Origin of the sequence: Micromonospora sp. NPDC050695, from assembly GCF_040654415.1 — a bacterium.
Taxonomy (GTDB): domain Bacteria; phylum Actinomycetota; class Actinomycetes; order Mycobacteriales; family Micromonosporaceae; genus Micromonospora.
In genome coordinates, this window is record NZ_JBFAHZ010000043.1 from 16,946 (window position 1) to 33,220 (window position 16,275).

General features: G+C 72.6%; 11 protein-coding genes. 7 read left to right on the forward strand and 4 right to left on the reverse strand.

What is annotated here, in order from left to right; all coding sequences use genetic code 11:
- The first annotated feature begins 40 nt into the window (after positions 1-40).
- Positions 41-895 (forward strand): serine/threonine-protein kinase, encoded by an 855-nt coding sequence (locus tag AB0H52_RS24750; protein ID WP_357950288.1) that lies wholly within the window; start codon positions 41-43, stop codon positions 893-895.
- A 264-nt stretch (positions 896-1,159) separates the two neighbouring features.
- Here the strand turns inward: AB0H52_RS24750 and AB0H52_RS24755 are convergent, their stop codons facing one another.
- From AB0H52_RS24755 to AB0H52_RS24765, 3 genes are read right to left on the reverse strand one after another with little or no spacing between them, the layout of a single operon-like run.
- Positions 1,160-1,930: a hypothetical protein gene (locus AB0H52_RS24755; RefSeq protein ID WP_151490666.1), complete on the reverse strand. Its 771-nt coding sequence runs from the start codon at positions 1,928-1,930 to the stop codon at positions 1,160-1,162.
- 36 nt (positions 1,931-1,966) lie between these two features.
- Positions 1,967-3,295, reverse strand: coding sequence for an HEXXH motif domain-containing protein (locus AB0H52_RS24760; RefSeq protein WP_357950291.1), 1,329 nt, complete (start codon positions 3,293-3,295; stop codon positions 1,967-1,969).
- On the reverse strand, positions 3,292-4,500 hold the full coding sequence (locus AB0H52_RS24765; RefSeq protein ID WP_357950294.1) for an FxsB family cyclophane-forming radical SAM/SPASM peptide maturase: 1,209 nt from the start codon (positions 4,498-4,500) through the stop codon (positions 3,292-3,294). The genes AB0H52_RS24760 and AB0H52_RS24765 overlap by 4 nt, the downstream gene beginning before the upstream one ends.
- A gap of 269 nt (positions 4,501-4,769) precedes the next feature.
- Between AB0H52_RS24765 and fxsA the strand changes: the two genes are divergently transcribed.
- From fxsA to AB0H52_RS24785, 4 genes are all read left to right on the forward strand, one after another.
- The gene (gene fxsA, locus AB0H52_RS24770; protein WP_357950297.1) at positions 4,770-4,949 is read left to right on the forward strand and encodes an FxSxx-COOH cyclophane-containing RiPP peptide; all 180 of its coding nucleotides are present in this window, start codon (positions 4,770-4,772) and stop codon (positions 4,947-4,949) included.
- 61 nt (positions 4,950-5,010) lie between these two features.
- Positions 5,011-8,841, forward strand: a complete 3,831-nt coding sequence (fxsT, locus tag AB0H52_RS24775; RefSeq protein WP_357950300.1) for an FxSxx-COOH system tetratricopeptide repeat protein — start codon at positions 5,011-5,013, stop codon at positions 8,839-8,841.
- Between the two features lie 12 nt (positions 8,842-8,853).
- Positions 8,854-9,855 carry a hypothetical protein gene (locus AB0H52_RS24780; protein WP_151490671.1) on the forward strand — a complete coding sequence of 334 codons (1,002 nt, stop codon included), beginning with the start codon at positions 8,854-8,856 and terminating at the stop codon, positions 9,853-9,855.
- Between the two features lie 93 nt (positions 9,856-9,948).
- A complete protein-coding gene (locus AB0H52_RS24785) occupies positions 9,949-11,088 on the forward strand; it encodes a hypothetical protein (protein ID WP_151490672.1) in 1,140 nt (379 codons plus the stop codon).
- Here AB0H52_RS24785 and AB0H52_RS24790 read toward each other — a convergent pair.
- Complete coding sequence (locus tag AB0H52_RS24790; protein WP_357950304.1) at positions 11,023-13,173, reverse strand: AAA family ATPase; 2,151 nt, start codon at positions 13,171-13,173, stop codon at positions 11,023-11,025. The genes AB0H52_RS24785 and AB0H52_RS24790 overlap by 66 nt on opposite strands.
- 332 nt (positions 13,174-13,505) lie before the next feature.
- On the opposite strand from AB0H52_RS24790, the gene AB0H52_RS24795 reads away from it, so the two are divergent.
- Both AB0H52_RS24795 and AB0H52_RS24800 read left to right on the forward strand, forming a co-directional pair.
- Entirely contained in the window at positions 13,506-15,377 is a 1,872-nt protein-coding gene (locus AB0H52_RS24795) for a RyR domain-containing protein (protein ID WP_151490674.1), read from the forward strand.
- The gene (locus AB0H52_RS24800; RefSeq protein WP_151490675.1) at positions 15,374-15,886 is read left to right on the forward strand and encodes a hypothetical protein; all 513 of its coding nucleotides are present in this window, start codon (positions 15,374-15,376) and stop codon (positions 15,884-15,886) included. The genes AB0H52_RS24795 and AB0H52_RS24800 overlap by 4 nt, the downstream gene beginning before the upstream one ends.
- Positions 15,887-16,275: the final 389 nt, after the last annotated feature.

Consider the following 16,275-nt stretch of genomic DNA (forward strand, 5'->3'; position numbering starts at 1 on the left):
GCTCAGGCGGGGTCGACGTGCGATGCGGGGGAGGCTGTAGGTGCAGGCGGGGGATCGTGTCGGCGACCGGTACGAGTTGACGTATCCGGTTGGTCGCGGCGGAATGGGTCAGGTCTGGGCCGGCTTTGACGAGCGACTCGACCGGCCGGTGGCGATCAAGTTCCTCCGGCAGTTGGAGGTGCCGGAGGACGAGCGTGAGACGGCGGGCAAGCGCTTCCGGCGGGAGGCGAGAGCGACCGCCAGACTCGACCATCCCGGTGTGCCAGCCGTACACGACGTGGGCGTACACGATGAGGACCTTTTCCTCGTCATGCAACTCGTGCCGGGGATCGTCCTCGCCGATCACATCGCCGAGCAGGAACGGTTGCCGGTCGGTGAGGCGACCTCCATTGCCGCGCAGGTCTGTTCGGTGCTCGTGGCCGCCCATGCCGCCTCCCTCGTACACCGTGACTTGAAGCCGCAGAACCTCATGATCACCCCGGCGGGGGTGGTCAAGGTGCTTGATTTCGGCGTGGCCGCGCTGCTCGGCCCGGTCGAAGCGTCCCGCCTCACCGCGACCGGGCGTACGCTCGGCACCCCCGCCTACATCGCACCCGAACAAGCCCAGGGCGACCCTGTCGGGCCTGCCGCCGATCTGTACGCCTTGGGTTGCATTCTTTTCGAGATGCTCGGCGGAAACCCTCCCTACGAGGCTGCGAACGCCCCGGACATGATGCGCCGCCATCTATATTCACCGATCCCGATCATCACTGAGTATCGGTCGGATGTGCCCGACGACTTGGCACACCTCATCTACTGCCTCCTGGCTAAGGATGCAGCGGAAAGGCCGGCCTCGGCCGCCGAGGTTCGCCAACTCCTCACGCCGTTCTTCGATCGCAGTGAGTCTCCTGGCTAATCGCCGCCGGAACCTCCAGCACGGTACCGCCCGCCGCTTTCGTATCACTTCCTCCGACGCCGCAGCAGGTGCGGGCGCTGGCGGGAAAGCCCGCCCAGGACGAGCGGTTCGTGCAGGCTGCCGAGGTGTTGGACCGGGCCCTCCGCTCGGTGCCGAGGCCACTGTTTTGCGCCAGATCTGCCGGTGAGCGTGATGACTCACAGGCATATTGATGACTCCCGGCCATCACGCTCGTCGCCGCGTCCGCGTCGGAATCCGAACTGCTCAGCCAGCCCCGCCGGAGCGCTGGATGAGGTGCTGCACCCACTTGTCGAACTTGGAGCTCGCCCCGCCGAGCAGCCCGGTCAGGTCCTGCTCGGTGACCACTCCACGGTCGGTCAGCGACATGATGAGGCCACGCAGCCGCCGGTGGTCGTCGGCCTCGGACGGTTCGACCGGGCCGCCGGTGCCCATGTGCCGTTGCAGGTCCTGGAGGATGTCCATCATCTGCGGCAGCGTCTCGATGATCTGCGACAGGCCGGTCTCGTGGGGGCTCGACGAGCCGCGCAGGTCCTGCAGGGTGAGGGCGACCGACATCGGGGTGACGATGTCGGCGTCGGTGGTTATCGAGTCGATGGCGCGGCCCAGCTGCTCCTTGGCGGAGTGCACGCTGTCCAGGTCGGTGTGGTCGACCAGGATCGTGCGCATGCCCTGCACGTCGAAGGGGAGCTGCTGGTCCTTCGCCATCAGCTGCACGAACGGTTTGCGCAGCGCGTGTCGTACGGCCAGTTCGTAGAAGACGTTGGCGTTCTGGTCGGTGAGGTCGGCGATGACCAGGTCGTTCTGGATGATCCGGTCGAGCACCTGCGACGTGATCAGACCGGCGCGTTCGATCTCGTCGCCCCGGATCGCCTGGAATCCCCGCTCCTCGACGACCGGGCGGATGACGTGCTTGAGGATCTGGTCGCTGCGTTTCCGGATCTCGGAGCCTTCCGGGCCGATCGGAGCGATGACGAAGCATTCACGTCGGGTGGGCTGCCCGTTAGCGTCCCCCATGCGGCACAGCGTAGAGGAGATCGGCCAGCCTCGCTGTCACGCCGGTCGCGCTTCGGTCCGCTCCCGGTCCCAGTGGGCGCGGTGCGTGGCGAGCAGCCGTCCGGCGTCGTCCGCCGCGGCGGACGCCACGGGTTCCCGCGCCCACCGGTCGAGTACGGGTGCCATGCCGTCGACCAGGTGTCGGCCGACCGGGGTCAGGCGCGGCTGCGCGGTCAGCACCCGGACGGTCCGCGCGGCGGCCCGGGTCCACCGGACGAACTCGACCTCGGCGTGGTGGCGGGCCGTCCGGTCCCGTTCGACGTGCCGTTGCCGGCGCCAGAAGCCGGCCACGCCGAGGTGGGCGTAGGCGCCGTGCAGGAGGCCCTCCAGCGGGCGGGGGTCGGGCCGCCACGGCGCGTAGAACGAGTCGTCCGGGCCGGGCTCCACCAGCGGGAACAGGTCGGTCAGCGCGGCCAGCTTCAGGTGTTGGATCTCGTGGGCGAGGGTGACCGCGGCGCAGCGGGAGTCCGGTGGCAGGGACATCGCGACCGCGCCGAACCCGTGGTGGAAGGTGCCGCTGCGGACGCCGTTCCGTGGCGCGACGAGCGGCACCAGCGCGCTCAGCGCCACCGACACCTCCTCGGCGAGCGTCCGGTGCTCGTCGGTGAGTAGGAGCCACGCCGCGCGCAGCCGGTGCTGCCACCGGCCCGGGTCGCGCACGGAACCGGCGATCGGATGGGCGTCGACGGCCACCGGCACGTGCCGCCACGTTCCGGTGTCCAGCAGCAGCCGCAGCGGGAGGCCGCCGTGGGTGGCGCGCAGCGCGGGGAAGGGCCGCCAGCGGTGGTCGGGCGGATGGTCGTACCCGATCTCGATCCGCTCGCCGGCGCAGCGTACCTCCGCGCGGCCGCCGGCGCAGCGCACGCGGGCCCGGGTCGCCGTGCGGGCGACCCGCAGGGTGCCGAGGCCGGGCAGGTTCAGCCGGCCCGGCATGGCCGGGTCGAGCGGCACGTCCAGGTCGGCGTCCGCGCGGGCGTGCACCGCGGCGGCGGCGGCGACTGCCGCGAGCAGACCGGGGTACGCGCCCGCGCGTTCGCCCCGGCTCAGCAGCGACGCGGTGCCGAAGGCCCAGGCGGCCACCGGTGGATGGCCCCACGCCGCCCGGCGCTGGGCCCGGGACAGGCCGCCCACCAGGTGGTACGCCGCCTCGACCGCCGCCCGGTCGGGATGGTCCACCCGATGGGTGAGGATGACCAGTGCCCGGACCAGCAGCAGGTTCTTGCTGTGCTGAGCGTCGTGCAGGAGTTCGAGGGCGGCCGGCCCGCCGCCGCCTGCGGCGAGGTCGTCGAGGACGGTGCGGGGCAGCTGGTGCCCGGCCGGCGTCACCGGGCCACCCCCCGCAGCGCCGTCACGTCCCGCCGCAGGGTGCGGCGGATGTGCCCGATGAGCCGGTACAGGTCGGCGCAGTACACCGACGGGTTGTCGAAGCCGTTGCCGGCGCGCCACCGGTGCGTGTAGAGGCCGCCGCCGCAGACCTTGTGCAGGTCGCACGCGCGGCACTGCGCGCAGAGCCCGGCCGCGCCGGCCTGCTGGGCCCGGACACCGGGCTGGTCGAGGGCGGCGTCGAAGCTGTCCCGGTCGACGTGCAGGCCGGTGCTTCCGGCGCCGGCGTGGGCGGCGCCGAGGGTGTCGTCCATTTCGATCGCCCCGTCGGTCTCCACCACCGCCACGGCGACCGGGCTGAGCCCCACGCCGGCCAGGCGGGAGGAGCCGCCGAGCAGCAGCTGGATGATTTCGTCGAAGAGGCGGACCCGGGTGCGTTGCCCGCCGTCGGCATGCCACTCGTCGAAGACGGCGGTCAGCCAGTCCGCGTACGGGGCCTGCCGTGGATCGGAGGGGCGACCGGCGGGCGGCGCCGACCAGGTGCCGTGCGGCAGCAGGAAGTCCACCACCGGCGGCCGGTGGGCCAGCAGACTGCGGTAGGTGGTGACCGGATCGTTGCGCAGGTCGACGGTGCACAGCAGCCCGTTGAACAACCGCCGGTACGACCCGGTCAGCCGGTGCAGCGCGGCCTCCACCCGGTCGTGGCTGCCCCGACCGTCCGGCCCGCGCCGGTGCCGGTCGTGCGCGGTGCGGTCCCCGTCCAGGCTGACGCTGACCCCCACGTCGAGTCGGTCGAACAGGCGCAGGAACGAGTCGTCCAGGCGGAGACCATTGGTCTGCACGGTCATCCGCGCGGGCACCGGGGCGGCGCCGCGCCGCAGCAGCTCGACGGCCCGCTCGACGCCGGCCACCCCGGCCAGCAGCGGCTCCCCGCCGTGCAGGACGACGCTCACCCGGCCCATCTGGTGCCGGCGGGCGTGCTCGCCGATGCGTTCACCGGTGCGAGCGAGGGTCGCCGCCGTCATCGTCCGGGGTCGGGATCGCCAGCGTTGGTCGGCCATCGTGTAGACGTAGCAGTGGTCGCAGGCCAGGTCGCAGCGGCTGTGCAGCTTCACCACGAACTGTTGGAAGGGGACCGGACGCTCTGATCGCGCGGAACGGGCCACCGTGCCGAGTGACGGCGGGTGGCCACCAACGGGTCCGGGCATCAGACGCTCCGCCGTCTTGTCGGTCGCCGGTCGGGCCACCTACCAGATTGGAGCATACATCGACAGGTGACGTTCCGGGTGTCGTCGCTGACCGGCCGGTGCCCGGGTGGCCCCGTCGTACCTGGTCCGGCCGCCGTCCGGGTGTCCGCCGCAGGAGCGGCGCACGGTTATCATGAGCACACTCAGCGGATCTGGCCACCGGTCAATGTCTGGCCCGGCGGTGGGGCCGACCGGGCGCGGCGCGACACGGAGACAGGCGGTGGTCGGGTATGGACACCGGAGAGGACGACCTCCGGTCGGAGCTGATCGACCTGACCGGACTGGACCTCGCCGAGCTGGACGCCCTCCCGGCTGGTGTCCTCGTCGCCGCGCTGGTCCGGCTCGATCGCCGTGCCGCGGCCGGCGACCAGTACGCGGCCTTCGAGAGTGCCCTCGATGGCGACGACTGACCCCACGGGCGCCGCGGCGACGCCGGCGACCCGCACCACCGCCCGGGCCGGGGGGAGACCGATGAACATCAGCAGGGATGACACACCGGGTGTCGCCACGATCGTCTCGTTCGTGTCACCCGCCGACGACACCGGCCGCAGCAGCGCGGTGGCGAACGTCGCCTGGATCCTCGCCGGCAACGGCAAGAAGGTGCTCGCCGTCGACTGGTGCCCGAAGACCCCTCGGGTCTGCGACTTCCTGCGTCCGGTCCAGGTGGATGCCGTCGCGGCGGCCCGGACGCTGGGCGAGGACCTCGCCGCCGTGCTCACCCCCGCGACGGACGCGCCGGCGGTGCCGCCGGCGACGGTGATCGCGCCGGTGGCGCCCGAGCAGGGCACCCTCTACCGGTACGCGGTGTCCGGTTCGACCGCCACGTTCAGCATGGTCGGTCTCGGCGCCACCACCGACGGGCTGCCCACCGGGGATGCCGCCCGGATCCGGCAGCTGCTGCAGCAGACCGACTACGACTACGTCCTCATCGACGCCCCGGTGGACCTGAGCGCGCCGGGGATCACCCACAGCGCGGTGCTCAGCGACGTCGCGGTGGTCTGCATGCCACCGCGCCGGCTGTCCGTGCAGCACGCGGCGGGGCTCGCCAAGGAGCTGCAGCAGCGGGCCACCGGGGGGATCCGGGTGCTCGCCGCGCCAACCCTGCACGAGTTCCCCGAACCGGGGCACGGCGGCTCCCGGGACTACGTCCGTCAAGCCTTCGCCTGGCTGCTGGAGAAGCCGGCCGGCGACGCCCCCGGCCCCGCGTCGGCGGGGATCGTGGAGGTGCCGGCGCACAACTACGACACCTTCGACGACGTGTTGTCCGTGCTCGCCGACGAGCCGGACGACGCGAACAGCCCGCTGACCGCGTACGAGCGGATCACGGAGTGGATCACCGGGGGTGAGGTCACCCGGGCGGCGCCGGTGCCGGAGCGGATCCGCCGGCGTTACCGGCACGCGGTGCTGCTGGAGCCGGCGGAGAACCTCGGCGACATCGCCGTCGCGTACGACCCGGTCGACCGGCCCTGGGCGGACTGGATCGGCGGGCAGCTGCGCCGCGCCGGAGTCCGGTCCCACCTGTGGGCGGTACGCCCCGGCGCGCAGCCCGACTTCGGGCCGGAAACCACCGTGCTGGCGGTCCTCTCGCCGGATCTGGCGGAGACCGCCGGGACGGCCCTGGCCGGGCTGCGTCCGAACGCCGCCGACCTGTCGGCGGAGGTGCTCGGTGTGCTGGTGGCCGGCGAGGCGTGGCGGGAGCCGTTCGGCCCCGAGCGGGTCGTCGACCTGCGGGCGGCCGACGCCGTCCGGGCGCAGTCGTTGCTGCTGAGCCAACTCGGCCTGATCGCCCCCGCGCAACCCGCCGGCGATCTGCGCAACGTGCCGCGCTTCCCGGCGGAGGCGGACCGGCGGGTGCGGTTCAACGTGCCGCCCCGTAATCCGTCGTTCGTCGGCCGCGACGACTATCTGGAGCGGCTGCGCGACCACCTCACCAGCGAGGACGGCCCGGTGACCCTCACCGGTGGGGCGGGGGTCGGCAAGAGCGAGTTGGCTCGGGAGTTCGCCCACCGGTTCGCCTACGACTACGACGTGGTCTGGTGGATCCCCGCCCAGGATCGGGAGACCGTGCAGACCGGCCTCGGGGCGCTCGCCAACGAGATCAAGGCGGTGGACAGCACGGGGGCGGCGGAGGCCGCCCTGAAGGCGCTCGCCGCGGCCGACGGCGCCTTCCAGCGCTGGCTGCTGATCTATGACAACGCCGACGACGCCGACGTGCTGACCGGCCTCCGGCCGCGGGACGGCGCGGGACACGTCCTGATCACCTCGCGGGACGACGGCTCCTCCGGGCTGCCGTCCCCGCTGGAGGTCGCCGCCCTGACCGGCGACGAGAGCGTGGCGATGCTGCGCCGGGTGCTCGGCATCAGCACCGAGGACGCCCGGTCGATAGCGGTGGCGCTGGAGCACCTGCCGCTGGCCCTGCGCCTCGCGACGGCCTGGATGCGCCAACGCGCCCTCGGCTTGGAGCGTGGCGGGGTGCCCAGCCTGGAGGCGGTGGGCCAGGGTGTCCGGGAGCTGCTGGCCGCGCTGGACGGCCAGTCCGACGAGGATCCCGGTGAGCGCATCCCCGGATCGCACACCTCCAGCGTGGCCCGGGTCCTGCGGATCACGTTGGCGGCGCTGCGGGCCACCCCCTTCGGGGAGTTGGCCATCCGGCTGGCCGAGCTGAGCGCCTTCCTCTCCCCGGAGGGCATCGGGCTGCCGCTGTTGCGGTCCACCTCGATGCTGACCCAGCTCGCCGCCGCGTCCGGCTGGGACGCGGACGACCTGCTGCTCGACGCCGGTGAGGTGGACCTGGTCCTCACGGTCGGCGCCCGCTTCGCGCTCTACGACGTCGACTGGGGGCACGGGTCGGCGCTGCGGATGCACCGCGCCATCCAGGTGCTGCTGCGGGGCGCTGCCCCCGAGGCGGAGCGGTGCGAGCGGCACCGGCAGGTCCTGCGGGGCCTCGCCGGCTACGCCCCAACCGACCCGGAGGCCGACGACAGCCGCTACGCCGCCGTGTTCGACGAGTTGCAGCAGCACCTCATCCCCTCCGGCGCGTTGGAGTCCGACGACCGGACGGTCCGGCACTGGGTCGTCAAGCAGGTGCGCCACCTGTACCTGTCCAACGACAGCGACGCCTGGCGTTCGGCGCTGCTGCTGGCCACGGCGGCGTGCGAGCGGTGGGACGACGGCGACGAGATCGACCAGTTGACCATGCGGATGTTCGTCCAGACCGCGAACCTGCACCGGGCGCTGGGCAACTACCAGGAGGCGTTGGACCTGGACGAGCGGGTGCTCAGCGAGCAGCGCCGCCGCTACGGCCTGCGCCACTTCCGTACCCTGGTCGCCGGCCGCGGTCGCGGCGGTGACCTGCGTGGCCTGGGTCGATTCGAGGACGCCCTGGTGGAGGACCAGGCCACCTTCAAGGGCTTCCGTGAGCTGGTCGGCGACGACCACCCGAACACCCGGATGGCGGTGAACAACCTCGGCATCTCGTTCCTGCTCACCGGTGACGCCCCGGAGGCCCTGCGACTGGCCCGCCAGGAACGGGATCGCCGGATGCTGCTGTTCGGCCCGGAGGACCCGCGGACCTGGCGGGCGTCGTGCCAGGTCGGCACGTGCGAGCGGGAGGTCGGCGCGTACGACCTGTCGCTGGCCACCCTGCGGGAGGCCCTCGCCCGCATTCACGAGCTGCCCACCGGGAGCCTGCTCGACGAGTTGCGGATCAACCGCAGCCTCGCCGTCACCGAGCGCCGCCTCGGGCTGACCATCCCGGCCAAGAAGCGCAGCACCGAGACGTACAGCGGCTACGTCAAGAACCTCGGCGAGGACCACCCGCTCACCCGGGGCAGCCTGCTCAGCCTGGCGACCGACTACTACCGCGCGGGCGATGCCGGGATCGCCGTGAAGAGCGCCATGCGCTGCCTGCGCGGCTACGAGCGGAAACTGGCGCCGGGACACCCCTTCACCGCGGTCTGCTCGGTCGATCTGGGCCTGTTCCAGCGCGGCATGAAGGAGTTCGACCAGGCCGTCTGGTACGGCGAGCGCGGTCTGCGCTCACTGCGGGCGAAGCTCGGCGACGCGCACCCGTGGACGCTGGCGGCGACCACCGCCCAGGCCGGGCATCTGGCCGCCCGCGGCGACGTGGACGGCGCGCTGCCCATGCAGGAGGAGGCGCACGGGGTCGCCCTGCGCTACCTCGGCCGCTCCCACCCGGTGACCGTGGACGCCGCCGCCAACCTCACGGCGATCCGCGCGTTGCGCGACGGCACCCCGGGCGCCGCGCTGACCGACACCGACATCGACGTGCCGCAGAGCTGAGGGAGTGACCTGGTGACCGATCCGGAGTTGCGCGACGCCCTGGTCGAGGAGACGGCCGAGCAGGACGTCCCGGGTTTCCTCAAGAAGCGGGACCTCTGCCGGGGGCTGCTGCTCAGCGGCTGCGGCGTCTACCACGTCGCCCACTACACGACCGGGGTGCTCGACTTCGCGTTGGACCTGTTCGCCCACCCGTCGGCCCCGCCGCCGGACGACGAGGCGGACCCGCCGCAACGCCGTGAGGCGCACCGCCGCGTCGGCGCGCAACTGGTGTACCGGGCCAGCGAGCTGAACCGCCGACTGGGGGAGCTGCACACCGGTGCGCTGATCCGGACGGTCGTGCAGACCCGTACGGGTCTCGTCTTCTGCAACTCGGTGGTCGGCAACGAGCATGTGGTCGGCTTCGCCGCCGTGCCGGGGGCGGACGCCGAGGCGGTGGCCGACCCGAGCCGGGTGAGCGTGGTCGACCAGGCCGCCGCGCACCTCGCCACCGACCTGCGCCGGCTGCTGCGGCAGCAGTCGCAGAATCCCGGCGGCTGGGATGCCGACCCGAACGGCGAGCCGGCACCGGCCGTCGCGTCGGCGGACGATTTCCAGCCCCATCGGACCGGCTCGACGACGCTCGACGGGGCGGTCACCGCGGCGCTGCACCCCGGTGGCCTGCACTACCTGAGCCATCACCGGATGGGTGACCAGGCGTGGGCCGTCGACGTCCTCGGCCACCCCGACCTGGACCAGTTCTTCAACCGGGGGGTCACGGTGGCCGATCGGCGGGACCGCTACCAGCGCCTCGCCGGTGACCTGTCGTTGCTGGCCCTGCAGGTAGGTCGGGATCTGCGGCGGGCCGTCGCCGGGGACGTCACCCGGCTGGTGCTCGACGTGGAGATGGGCGCGGTCTACTACTACCGGCTCTCCCCGGACGACTACCTGGTCGGCGTCACCCTGGAACAGGATTCGGTCGCAGTCGCGGACGCGGAGATGGCGACGGTGGCGCGACGACTCTCGGCGGCGGGCTGAACCGCCGCGCCGATCCACGCGGTTCGTGATTGAGACGCTCGGCCGGCGCCGATATCCTCATGTCGGATCAACGGGGTTCGACGTGTCGGTTGGGTGGCCGTGACCGTACTGGCGAGATCAGCGGCCGTGGTCGCCGCCGCCCTGGCCGGGCTCATCGTGGCCTGGGCCGGCGACGTGGACGGGCTCGAACGCGCCCCCGCGTACCTGCTGCTCGCCTCCGTCCTGTTGGCGGTGGGCCTGGTCGGCAGCACCCGGGACATCAGCCTCGCCGAGGTCCGCGCCCACCTGCGCACCGTGCTGCTGGCCGTCACCGTCGGCGTGGTCGCCAAGGCCGCGCTCATCGCCGGGGTGATGGTGCTGGTCTTCCGCGATCCCGCGTTCCTGGTCCTCGGTGTGGCCGTCGCACAGATCGACCCGCTCGCGGTCGCCGCCATGAGCCGCCCCGACCGCACCTCCGCCCGGGCACGCTCGATCCTGTCCATCTGGGCGTCCTTCGACGACCCGATCACCGTGCTGCTCACCGTCTACGTCTCGGCGTTCGCCCTGGACCTCAGCGGAGGTGACGGTGGCGCGCTCGCCGGCGCGATCAGCGACCGGCCTCTGGAGCTGCTGATCGACCTGCTCGCCAACGTGGCGTTCGCCGCGGGTGCCTGGCTGCTGTGGCGGCTGCTCCGAGCGGCCGGCCTCGGCGGGGACACGACCGGTCCTCGGGTCCGTGCGGCGCTCAACTGGCTGGCCGTGGCGCTGCTGATCGCGCTGGTCCTGTTGGCCGCCTGGCAGTTCCTCATGCTCGGCCTGGCGGTCGCCGGGCTCTTCTTCCGACCCCGGCTCGGCCCCGTCGTCGGCCGGTCCACCCAGGCGGCGTACCTGGTCGCCACCTTCCTGCTGGGGCTGCTGCTGGTGAACGGCGTCGACGTCGTCCCCGGTGTGGTGCTCGGGCTGGCGGCCGTGGCGGCGCAGCTGGTGGTGTCGGTGCCGATCACCCGTGGCCTGCCCACGGCCGACCGGCGCTACCTCGCCTGGGGGCAGCAGAACGGCATCACCGCGGTGATCCTCGCCCTCGTCCTCGAACAGGACTTCCCCGGCACGGTGGGGATCGTGGCGACGGCCATCGTGGTCATCAACGTCGTCCACGCCCTGGCCACGGCGGTGCTCGACCGGCGACGCTCAGCCGGCCACCAGCAGCTGACGGACGCGACCACCCAGCCCGTCGAACACCGACCGCGCCTGTGACCAGGTGCGCGAACGCTCGGCCAGGTCCGTGCCGTCCTCACCGCCGGCGCCGGAGGCGGCGAGCCCGCTCAGGGTGTCCAACTGGAACAGCGGCAGATACTCGGCGATCCCGTCGTACGTCTCGCAGAGCAGGTCCAGCCGTTCCAGGTCGGTCGGTTGGGGGTTCGTGCGGTGGCCGTCGTACCACTGCTCGACCCCCTCCCGGAACGCCTCGATGAGGCGGCGGAGGACCACCGACGTGCCGACCGCCCGTTGCACGTCCCGGGAGCGCAGCAGCGACCGCAGGGCCTGCCCGCCGTCGGCGCCCCCGACGGTCGCCACCCGGTGCGGGTCGAACGCGTCGCGCAAGCGCCGCTCGAAACCGGTGAGCTGATCCAGCGCGGCGATGGCCTCGACGAACACCCGCGCGACCCGCCCCGGCAGCGGAGGCGGGGCCCCCGTCGCCGTCTCGTGCCGCTCCGCCACGACGCCGAGCCGCCCCGCCGGGCGCAGCTCACCCCGAATCTCGTCGAGCTGGTACGACAGATGCTCGATGGAGCGTTGGGTGTTGCTCTGCTGCCGGTGGATCCGCTCGACGCGCTGGCGTACCGAGGTCATCGCGTCCGCGCCGATCGCCTGTTCGAGTCGGCGCATCAGGGCCTTGACGCTGCCGGACAGATCCTCGGCGAACGACTGCGGATCGTGCACGATCGGTTCGACGCTGAACATGCCGGCGAGCTCGGCGGCGAACTCCGCGGGCAGGTGACCGACGACGACGAGGATCACCTCGCTGTCCGGGACGGCCGCTCTGATCGCGACGACGCGCCGGTTGAGGTCGTCGACCTCCTCGGCCTTGAGGACCGACTCGCTGAGCAGCACGCAGCAGCCGGCGTTGCGTTCCTCCAGGGGTATCCAGAAGTCCACCGGCAGGTCGCGCATCGACCCGACCAGGTGATCCCGCTGGTACGACCAGCCGTCCTGGGTGAGCACCCGCCGCACGTCCGCGGCGACGTCCTGCCGGTTGGCCAGGTCGAACTGGACCCGCACCACCTCGCGGACCATGACGTGGGTGACGGGCGTGCCGGCCTGCGCGGCGCGCTGGAAGAGGTGGTAGCAGAGCCGGATCACCCGCCGGGGCACCCCGTCGGCGAGGTTGGCCAGGTATTCGGTGGTCTCCACGGTGAACGGCGCGAGCCGGGCCTCGCCGAACGCCCGAAGCTGGGTCTGTCGGATGAACGTGCGGACGTCCTCGCCGCGCAGCGCCGACATCCGCACGATCGGCCCGATCCGCTGCCGCACGTCGGCGCTGAGCAGGTGCAGCATGTCGGGCAGCCCGGCGATCACGAGGAGGGCCCCGGCGGAGGTGAACACCCCGAGCAGCCGTTGCAGGCGGGCCATCGTCTCCGGGCCGGGCCGGCCACCCGCGGTGAGGATCTTGTCGAGTTCGTCGAGGACCAGCACGAAACGGTCGTGTCGTCGACCGTGCAGCAGAGCGAGCACTCCCATCGCCTCGACGGCGGTGGCCTCCACGTCCGCGCTGGGAGTCACGCCGGCGGCGATCAACGGCGGGCCCGGCGGGTGACCCGACAGCCAGTCCCAGGCGGCCGCCTCGGTGCTCGGGTCGAGCAGCATCGCCAGCGCGGTGCCGAAGGCCGGGTCGGTGGTGACCTCCGCGAGGTCCGCACGCAGGCGCCGGACCACCTCCTCCGTCGAGGAGGCGAGGCCCTCGGGGCCGGGCAGGTATGCGGTGAGCAGCTCACGCACGGTGTCGCGGGACAGCCGGGTCAGGAACCGCCGGTGCAGGGACAGGAAGGTGTCACCCGGCGCGTCCAGGTAGATCGCCTGCCCGGCGGCGCCGGTGACCCGACGGGCGTGGGCCAGCAGCTCGACCGCGAGGTGGGTCTTGCCGGTGCCGTAGTCACCCACGAGGGCGACCACGGCGCCGTCGCCGGTGCGCAGGTAGTCGTCGAGCTGGTCGGTCGCGTCGCGGACGGCGGCGGTGATCACCGTGCTCGCGCCCGTGCCCTGCTCGGTCACCCGGGCCACTGCCGTCGGCGAGAAGGGATTGACCGGGCCCGTCGCCGGTGGACCTCCGATTGCGTCCATCTCCGTGATCCTCCGGTAGCTCCGGCCTGGGCCCCAGGTGTCGGGGGACCGAGGCCGAGCCACTCGTGCGCCCCCTCCGGCCCGTCTTGCAATCGTAACCCTCGGTGGCTAGCCAGGTGGGCCCGTACGGACCTGCCGACTCCGCTGTTCACCTGCAAAAAGAGCCGATCAGCCGGGGTGCCGATGGGCCGGTCGGATCGACTGCGTCGAATACGATTCGGGGTGGCCCGGCCCCGCCGAATCGCGGGCTGGCGCCGCACGGACGGTGGGCATTGGCCCTCCACCGGGCGACACTGGTGCGACGACGGTCCCGCGGACGAGGGAGTTGGTCGATGACGGGTCCGGTCCCTGGCGCGTACCGCCCGGCCGGAAGGGCACTGCGGATGGTCTTCGCGGTGATCGGCCTGCTCGCGCTGGTGCTCGGCTACGTCGGCTTCGACCTGCTGCTGCGGGCCGAGCCGGGCGGCGGCTACGACCTGTACGACGTCATCTACTACGACATCCAGCTCTTCGTGCTCGGCGCGGAGCCGTTGCAGGATCCCGGCCCGTACCCGTGGCAGTTGCAGGTCGCCCGGTTCGCGGCCCCGCTGTTCACCCTGCTCGCGGTGGTGGAGGCCAGCCGGCTGCTGCTGGCCGCCGAGATCCGCAGGTTGCGCGCCCGGCGGGCCCGGGGGCACGCGGTGGTCTGCGGTGACTCCCAGTTCGCCCACATGCTCGCCGACCGGCTCTTCAGCGAGGGTGAGCGGGTGGTCGTGGTGCGCGCCGAACCGTTCGGGCCACTGGAGTACCGCCGACGCCGCTACCTGGGGGTCACCGGCGACCCGGCGAGCCCCGAGGTGCTGCGCGGCGCCGGTCTGCCACGCGCCCACACCGTGTACGCCTGCACCGACGACGACGACCGCAACCACGCCATCGCCAACGCGGCGAGCCGGCTGATCCAGGACCGGCGGCAACCGGCCCGGGTCTACGTGCAGGTGCACGACCCCGAGATGTGCCTGTCGTTGCAGGCTCGACGGCTGGGCGCGGCCGGTTCCAGCCGGCTGCGACTGGACTACTTCCACGTCGACGACGTCGCCGCCCGGGCCCTGCACCGGCACCACCCCCTGCCCTCCTCGACGGAGCGACCGGTCCGGATCCTCATCGCCGGTCGGGGCAGCTTCCGCCGCGCCGCGCTGGTGGCCAGCGCGCGGCACTGGCAGCTGCGCCAGGCCGAGGCGCCGGCCGACCGGCCCGTGCCGCCGTTGCACGTCGACCTGGTGGCCCCGGACGCTACCGTCGAACGTGAGCTGGCGACCGCCCGGCACCCCTTCCTGCCCGCCGCCTGCGAGGTGCGGGCGTACGACCTGGACCTCGACGGTCTGGTCGAGTCGGGCATGCTGCGCCACGGCTACGACCGGCTCTACGTCTGCGCCGCGGACGAACGCAACGGACTCCAGTTGGCGTTGGACACTCCGGCGCTCTGGCAGCGGGCGGAGAGCACCGTGTTCGTTCCGGTGTACCGGCAGGCGGCGCTCGCGGCCGCGTTCCACGGTGACCGGCGGCACGACCTGCTCGACGAGGTGCACGGCCGGCTCCAGCTGTACCCGGTGCTGACCCGGGCCTGCGACGCCGAGCTGATCGCCGAGGATCTCACCGAACGGCTGGCCCGCCATATCCACGACAAGTACGTCCAGTCGCAGGTGCGCGCCGGCGTGCGCCCGGGCTCGGCGCCGGCCATGGTGGACTGGGCCTGGCTCCCCGAGTCGTTGCGCCGGGCCAACCGCGCCCACGTGCAGGACATCGCCGCGAAGCTGCTGAGTCTCGGTTGTGTGGTGGCGCCCCGGCACGGCCCCGCCGCCGGCCGGGGGGACCCGGGCGCCAGCCGGGTCATCGACGACAGGATCGACGAGCTGGCCCGGCTGGAGCACGAGCGGTGGTGCCGGGAGCGACGGGGGGAGGGCTGGGTGTACGGCGAGCCGCGCGACGACGCCCGCCGCCGGCACCCCGCGCTGCGGCCGTGGGACGAGCTGGCGCCGGACGTCCAGGAGATGAACCGCAACGAGATCCGGGCGCTGCCGGAGGTGTTGTCCGACGCGGGTTTCGAGATGATCCGACTGACCGCCGCCGACCCCGACCGCTCCGCCCGTCCTCCCCGGCAGGCCGGCGGCCCGGACGACTCCCCGCGTGCGTCGGGCGGCGCGTCGGGGGAGAGGATCGGCGGATGACGCTGGACCCGCGGCCGGTCCGGGTGGGCATCACCGGGCACATCAACCTGACCCCTGCCACCGAACGGCTCGTGTACAACGCTCTGCGTACCGAGTTGCGCCGGATCAGCGAGCGCCCGGTGCGGGGGGTCACCTGCCTGGCCGCCGGTGCGGACCAGATCTTCGCGCGGGCGGTGCTGGCCTCCGGCGGCGCGTACGAGGTGGTGCTGCCGGCACCCGACTACCGGGAGCGGGCGATTCCCCTGGCTGGCCGAGCCGCCTTCGACGACCTGCTCGGCCGGGCCGGCGAGGTGATCCACACCGGGTTCCGGCACTCCGGCACGGCGGCGTACGTGGCCGCGAACCGGGAACTGCTGCGCCGGGTGCACCGGTTGGTGGCGGTGTGGGACGGGGAGCCCGGCTGCCACGAGGCGGCGACCGACCGGACCGTGGGCTGGGCCCGGCAGCGGCACATCCCGACCACCGTGCTGTGGCCGCCCGGCGCGCGCCGGACGGCGACCGCGGGCTGAGCACGCCGGCGGTGGTCGGGCCGGCCGGGCAACGTTACTCACCGCCACTATCGATCATGAAACGGCCGCGCCAGCGCCGGCTACCAACAGACTTCGTTTGTCCTGGGACACACTCCGACCGTGAACCCCAAGGTCTCATGGTCACGTTCCTCGGGTAGTGCTGGAACACTCCGGTCGGATCTGCAGCGAAGGAGATGGCATTATGTTGAGCGAGACCGAACACCGTCAAATGGAAAGAACTTACAAGAAGGACGAGAAGCATCTAGTTCGAGCCGGGTCGCTGCAAGCCCCAGGAACCCTGGAGAGCTGGAAACTGGCTGCGCAGGCGAACGGTGACAGGCTGCGCTGGAGCATGTGTCAGAGCGCGGTCCAACTGCAAACTATTCCTC

Excerpts from the sequence above, each read along its gene's own strand:
- AB0H52_RS24755 (WP_151490666.1), bottom strand. The coding sequence starts at position 1,930 with ATGGGGGACGCTAACGGGCAGCCCACCCGACGTGAATGCTTCGTCATC.
- AB0H52_RS24795 (WP_151490674.1), top strand. The coding sequence starts at position 13,506 with ATGACGGGTCCGGTCCCTGGCGCGTACCGCCCGGCCGGAAGGGCACTG.
- AB0H52_RS24765 (WP_357950294.1), bottom strand. The coding sequence starts at position 4,500 with ATGCCCGGACCCGTTGGTGGCCACCCGCCGTCACTCGGCACGGTGGCC.
- fxsA (WP_357950297.1), top strand. The coding sequence starts at position 4,770 with ATGGACACCGGAGAGGACGACCTCCGGTCGGAGCTGATCGACCTGACC.
- AB0H52_RS24790 (WP_357950304.1), bottom strand. The coding sequence starts at position 13,173 with ATGGACGCAATCGGAGGTCCACCGGCGACGGGCCCGGTCAATCCCTTC.
- AB0H52_RS24800 (WP_151490675.1), top strand. The coding sequence starts at position 15,374 with ATGACGCTGGACCCGCGGCCGGTCCGGGTGGGCATCACCGGGCACATC.
- fxsT (WP_357950300.1), top strand. The coding sequence starts at position 5,011 with ATGAACATCAGCAGGGATGACACACCGGGTGTCGCCACGATCGTCTCG.